General features: G+C 69.6%; 5 protein-coding genes. 1 reads left to right on the top strand and 4 read right to left on the bottom strand.

Annotated features, from left to right (window positions below):
• From L978_RS12745 to L978_RS12730, 4 genes are all read right to left on the bottom strand, one after another.
• The coding region (locus L978_RS12745; protein WP_047523562.1) for a proline dehydrogenase family protein at nucleotides 1-1773 on the bottom strand (1773 nt) is incomplete at its 3' end.
• 104 nt (nucleotides 1774-1877) lie between these two features.
• Nucleotides 1878-3275, bottom strand: coding sequence for a Re/Si-specific NAD(P)(+) transhydrogenase subunit beta (pntB, locus tag L978_RS12740; protein ID WP_047523558.1), 1398 nt, complete (start codon nucleotides 3273-3275; stop codon nucleotides 1878-1880).
• Nucleotides 3272-4825, bottom strand: coding sequence for a Re/Si-specific NAD(P)(+) transhydrogenase subunit alpha (locus L978_RS12735; RefSeq protein ID WP_047523551.1), 1554 nt, complete (start codon nucleotides 4823-4825; stop codon nucleotides 3272-3274). Before L978_RS12735 ends, pntB begins: the two co-directional genes overlap by 4 nt.
• Nucleotides 4826-4997: 172 nt before the next feature.
• On the bottom strand, nucleotides 4998-5558 hold the full coding sequence (locus tag L978_RS12730; RefSeq protein WP_047523568.1) for an acyl-CoA thioesterase: 561 nt from the start codon (nucleotides 5556-5558) through the stop codon (nucleotides 4998-5000).
• A gap of 131 nt (nucleotides 5559-5689) precedes the next feature.
• Here L978_RS12730 and L978_RS12725 point away from each other — a divergent pair, with 131 nt between their 5' ends.
• Nucleotides 5690-6199: a GNAT family N-acetyltransferase gene (locus L978_RS12725; protein WP_047523550.1), complete on the top strand. Its 510-nt coding sequence runs from the start codon at nucleotides 5690-5692 to the stop codon at nucleotides 6197-6199.
• The last annotated feature ends 44 nt before the right edge of the window (nucleotides 6200-6243 follow it).

Genomic DNA, 6243 nt, shown 5'->3' with positions numbered 1-6243 from the left:
CCGCTCCGCAGCGGGTCGTCCGCCCCAGGCGGGAGCGGCGCGGCGGACGCCCTGCACGATCCGGTCCAACGCCGCGGCATCGTCGACCCGCCCGGCAGCGACCGTCGCGGCGCCGAGATCGGACCCGGGGATGCGCTCGCGCACCTCGCGCGCCCAGTCGCGGTTCGCGGGGAGGGCAGGGTCGGTGTCAGCCGTGTTGACGAACCCCGGAGCGCCGCCCGCGTCGTGCTCCAGTTCGCGGGCGGAGTACACGGCCGTCTCGAGGAAGGCCTCCCGTCCGCCGTCGTCGGATCCGCGGGAGATGCCGAGCACCGCCTTGGTGAGGTCGGTCTCCGGGGCGGGAGCCGACGGGACGGGCCGCACGGACTCGTGCACGGGGGCGTGCCGGTCCTGGGTGCGACGCGGTCCGGTGCGGAGAGTCGGATCGGCGGCGCGATCGAGTGCATCGAGGAACCGGTCCTGCTCGCGCACGAACAGGGACTCGTCCTCGCCGAGCCGGAGCGCCGCGGAGAGGAAGTTCTCCGCAGAGGCGTTCTCCTCCAGCCTCCGCACCAGGTAGCTGATCGCGACGTCGAACTCGGCGGGCTCCACCACGGGCACGTAGAGCAGCACCGGACCGACTTCGCGGGAAACGGCCTGCACCTGCCCCTGCGCCATCCCGAGGAGCATCTCGAACTCGACGGCGTCCCGGACACCGCGCTCACCGGCGAGGAGCCAGGCGTAGGCGATGCCGAAGAGGTTGTGTCCGGCGACACCGATCTTCACCGCCGCCGTGTGCTCGGGTCGCAGTGCCCAGTCCAGGCAGCGCAGGTGGTTCGCATCGGTGTCGAGCTTCGTGTCGTAGGTCGCGGGTTCCCACCCGTGCATCCGCGCCTCGACCCGCTCCATCGCGAGGTTCGCACCCTTGACCAGCCGCACCTTGATGCGGGCCCCGCCGTGCGCGACGCGATCCTGCGCCCAAGCGGTGAGCTCTTGCAGGGCGGGCAGCGCATCGGGGAGGTAGGCCTGCAAGACGATCCCGGCTTCGAGTCCGGCCAGACGCGGATCTTCCAGGAGGCGCGTGAACACCGCGATGGTCAGATCGAGGTCGCGGTACTCCTCCATGTCGAGGTTGATGAACGTGCCGTCCCCCGCGGCCGTGAGGTACAGCGGCAGAAGCCGTTCGACGACCTCGTCGACGACCTCGTCGAACGCCCACATCGACAGGTGGCTGACGATGGCGGACACCTTGACCGAGACATAATCGACGTCCGGTCGCTGGATGAGCTCGTGGATGCCGTCGAGGCGACGCCGCGCCTCCGCTTCGCCCAGGACCGCCTCGCCGAGCAGGTTGAGGTTGAGCCGGGAACCGTCCGCGGCGATCCGCTCGATGGCGGCGCCGAGCTTCGCGGGGCGGGCGTCGACGACGAGGTGCCCGACCATGTCGCGCAGCACCCTGCGGGCGATCGGCACGACGGGTGCGGGGAGGAGGGGGGCCACTCCTCCGCCGAGGCGCACCACGGAACGCAGGTACCACGGGAGGAACTCGGGCACGATCGGAGCGATCCGGCGCAACTGCGAGGCGGCAGCGGTCAGGCTTTCGGGGCGCATCACGCCGTCGACGAAGCCGAGCGTGAACGGGAGGCCGTTCGCGTCCTGCAGCACCCCCGCGAGCCGGGCGGCCGCGGGGTCGGGTTCGACGGCCGCGGCCTCGATCGCCCACCGCCGAGCGAGCTCGACGGTGCGGTCTGCGAGGGGTGCGGATGCCACGGCATCCGGCGGGGTGTCGGCCATGGATTTCAGCCTAGGTCGGGAGCAGGATCCCTCGGCCGTTCGAATCGCGCAATCGGTCGCTTTTCCCTCTCGGATGGCGTCGATCGCGCGATTCGAAACCGAGGTCACAGCGCAGCGATGATGTCCTCCACCCGCTGCTTGGCATCACCGAACAGCATCGAGGCGTTGTCGCGGAAGAACAGCGGATTCTGCACCCCCGCGTAGCCGGCGGCCATCGAGCGCTTGAACACGATGACGTTCTCGGCCTCCCACACCTTGAGCACCGGCATCCCGGCGATGGGGCTGCCCGGGTCCTCGGCCGCAGCCGGGTTCACGGTGTCGTTCGCCCCGATCACCAGCACCACCGAGGTCGATGCGAGGTCGTCGTTGATCTCGTCCATGCTGAGAACGATGTCGTACGGGACCTTGGCCTCGGCCAGCAGCACGTTCATGTGACCGGGAAGGCGCCCGGCCACCGGGTGGATGCCGAACCGCACGTCCACCCCGCGTTCGCGGAGCCGGTGGACCAGATCGGCCACCGGGTACTGCGCCTGAGCGACGGCCATGCCGTAGCCGGGCGTGATCACGACGCTGCCCGCGGCGACGAGCATCTCGGCCGCCCCCTCGGCGGTGATCTCGCGGTGCTCGCCGTACTCGGTGTCGTCCGCGGACGGTGCGGCGATCCCGAAACCGCCCGCGATGACGGAGAGGAACGAGCGGTTCATGGCCTTGCACATCACGTACGACAGGTAGGCACCCGACGAGCCGACCAGCGCACCCGTGACGATCAGCAGGTCGTTGTTGAGGAGGAAACCCGCCGCGGCGGCCGCCCAGCCCGAGTAGCTGTTGAGCATCGAGACGACGACCGGCATGTCGCCACCGCCGATCGAAGCGACCAGATGCCAGCCGAGGGCGAACGCGAGCACGGTGACCGCGATCAGGAGCCAGAGCTGCTGGTCGTTCACGAACCACACGGTGAGCGCGGCGAAGGCGACGAGCGCGCCGACGTTCAGGCCGTTCTTGCCGGGGAGCATGAGCGGCGCGGACGACATCCTGGCCGACAGCTTGAGGTAGGCGACGATCGATCCGGTGAAGGTGACACCGCCGATGAAGATCCCGATGAAGACCTCGGCGTTGTGGATGCCGACGAGCGCGGGGGCGAGCTCCGGGTGCGCGAGGTAGCCGTTCCAGCCGACGAGCACGGCTGCCAGACCGACGAAGCTGTGCAGGAGCGCGATGAGCTCGGGCATCCCCGTCATCTCGACGACCCTGGCCCGCCAGAGCCCGATGGCTGCGCCGACCAGCACGGCGGCCACCAGCAGGCCGAGACCGAGAACCGCACCGGTGCTCCAGGCGTCGGCGACGGTGAGGGCGACGGTCGCGACGAGCGCGATGGTCATGCCGGCGATGCCGTACACCACCCCCGCGCGTGCCGACTCGTGGCGGCTGAGGCTGGCGAGACTCAGGATGAACAGCAGGGCGGCGACGATGTACGCCGCTCCGACGAACGCGTCGATGGTCACTTCCGGCCACCCTTCGCGGAGTTCCCGAGGGTGAACATCGCGAGCATCCGGCGGGTGACCGCGAATCCTCCGAAGATGTTGATGGATGCCAGCAGCACGGCGATCGTCGCGAGCACCTGCACGACCGGGATCGGTGAGGTGACCTGCAGCATCGCGCCGACGACGATGACGCCGGAGATCGCGTTCGTCACCGACATGAGCGGGGTGTGCAGCGCGTGGTGCACCTTGCCGATCACGGAGAAGCCGATCACGACCGAGAGCACGAGCACGGTGAAGTGCTGCGGAAGCGGCGCGGGTGCGAACGCGTTCACGGCGAAGAGGGCGGCGATGCCCAGCACGATCAGGGTCACCCGGCGCGCCGTCGACATCTTCTTCGGCGGGGCGACCTCGACGGGATCCGCGGCCGCTCTCGCAGCGGGCGCGGCGGCGACCTGCACGGCGGGCGGAGGCCAGGTGACCTCCCCGTCGCGGACGACGGTGACCGAACGCTGCACCACGTCGCCGAAGTCGATCACGAGCCGTCCGTCCTTCGCGGGCGTCAGCAGGGCGACCAGGTTCGCCAGGTTCGTGCCGTAGAGCTGGGATGCCTGGGACGCCAGGCGCGACGCCAGGTCGGTGTACCCCAGGATGATCACGCCGTTGTCGGTGACGATGCGTTCGCCCGCGACGGACCCTTCGACGTTGCCGCCCTGCCCCGCGGCCATGTCGACGATCACGCTGCCGGGCTTCATCCGGGCGACATCGGACGCCGTGATCAGGCGCGGTGCCGCACGCCCGGGGATGAGGGCGGTCGTGATGATGATGTCGACGTCGGCCGCCTGCTCGGTGTAGATCTCGGCGGCCCGTCGGTCGTAGTCCGCGCTCGTCGCCTTCGCATAGCCGTCGGTGGACGCGGCGACCTCGACGTCGACCGGGAGGTACGTTCCCCCGATCGAGGTCACCTGGTCGGCGACTTCGGGGCGCGGATCGGTGGCGCGGACGACGGCTCCGAGGCTCGACGCCGCACCGATGGCCGCGAGCCCCGCGACTCCGGCTCCCGCGACGAGCACCTTCGCCGGAGGCACCTTGCCGGCGGCGGTCACCTGGCCCGTGAAGAAGCGGCCGAACTCGTGGGCGGCTTCGACGACCGCCCGGTATCCGGCGATGTTCGCCATCGAGCTGAGCACGTCCATGGACTGCGCCCGCGAGATGCGGGGCACCGCGTCGAGGGCGACCGCGGTGATCCTGCGCTGGGCGAGAGACTCGACCAGGTCGGGACGCAGTGCCGGCGACAGCAGGGCGATGAGGGTCGCCCCGTCGGCGAGGAGGGCGATCTCCTCCGGTCCGGGCGCCGTGATCGCGAGCACGATCTCGCTCCCCCACGCCTCCGCCCTGTCCACGAGCACGGCACCGGCGGCTTCATAGTCCGCATCGGGGAACGACGCCGCCGCTCCTGCTCCTCGTTCGACCCTGACCGTGTGTCCCAGCCTGCCGAGCGACGCGATGGTCGCCGGGGTGGCCGAGACCCGTGCTTCGCCCGCAGGCTCCCGCACGATGCCGATGACTGCCACTGCTTCCTCCTCCACCCGTCTGCGTCGACGGGATCACCGGGGCGTCCGCGCCCCTGACTTCCCGCTCAGAGTACTGAGAGGGCCGTCGGGAACAGCCCTCTTTCGGCTCTGTGACGGGGAAAGAAGCGAGATTCTTACGGAAAGCAGAGGAGGAGATCGCGGCGAGAGCGGCTCAGCCCCAGACGCTCGGAGCCTTCACGCGCACGGGCGGGAGGGCGGATGCCGCGGCCCAGTCGTGCACCCAGGCGTCGATCTCCGGCACGCCGTCGGGCTTGCCGACCGCAGCGAAGAGCTCTTCGTTGCTGACGGTGCCCCCGGTGCGACGCAGCATCCGGGCACGCACGATCGCCCGGGCGTAGACCTCGCCGTCGACCACGGCCCGGTGCTCCAGGAAGAGGGCCTTGTCGTCGTGCCCGATGAAGCGCGACTGCACCTCGAACCGCTGCCAGAGCTGCAGCGACTTGCGGAACGTGACCGTCTCACTGGAGACGACCGCATACCAGCCGCGGTCCTTCATGGCGTCGAACAGTCCGGTGCGGATCAGCTGGTCCCAGCGCCCGAGGTCGAACAGCGACAGGTAACGACCGTTGTTCATATGGCGCAGGATGTCGAGGTCGGTCGGCAGCGTCGTCAGGGTGATGCTGCCCACCGCCGTCGGGTCGAGGGTCTTCCCCCGTCGCACGCGGCGGCGAGCGCCGAGGATCACCAGGAGGGTCCGCCAGATCACGTTCACGAGGATCGATCGTAGCCAGACGCGCACGAATCACGAACATCGTTGTGCGAACCCTCCATCCTGTGACGCCCCGTCTCCGTAGGCCTCCGCTCGATTTCCTGTTCGCGGACGCCGCGCGTAGAGTCACGAACATGAGCGCCGAAGCCCAGCCTGAAGTCATCGTCCGTCCGGTCCGTGATGTGGATGCGGAAGCCCTCGGTCGCGTGCACGCCCAGTGCTGGCACGAGACCTACGACCACCTGATCAGCAAGGCAGCGCTCGAGAAGGTCTCGCCGCGGCGGATGGCCGAGCTCTGGACGCACTGGGCCTCGCAAGGCCCCGATTTCAAGATGAACGCCGCGCTCGTCGACGGCGAGATCGTCGGCTTCGTCGGTTCGGGACCGGCCCGCGACAAGGATGCTCCGGCGTTCCGCGAGCTCTACTTCATCTACCTGCTCGACGCCTGGCACTCGACCGGCATCGGCCAGAAACTGTTCGACGTCGCCGTCGAGAAGGACGAGCCGCTGTACCTGTGGGTCGCGGAGGACAACCCCCGTGCGCACCGCTTCTACACGCGCAACGGCTTCCACCTCGACGGCGCATCGCACACCGAGCCGTTCCTCGGTGAGACGCTGACGGAGGTCCGCTTCGTCCGACCCTGACGCGGCGCGCCCGTGCGGGATCGATTTCGCACCTCGCACATCCC

The sequence above is a fragment of the Microbacterium sp. ZOR0019 genome (genome assembly GCF_000800925.1).
GTDB classification, from domain to species: Bacteria; Actinomycetota; Actinomycetes; order Actinomycetales; family Microbacteriaceae; genus Microbacterium; species Microbacterium aurugineum.
Note: the sequence above shows the minus strand (reverse complement) of the source record. Positions and strands in the feature narration are given on the sequence as shown.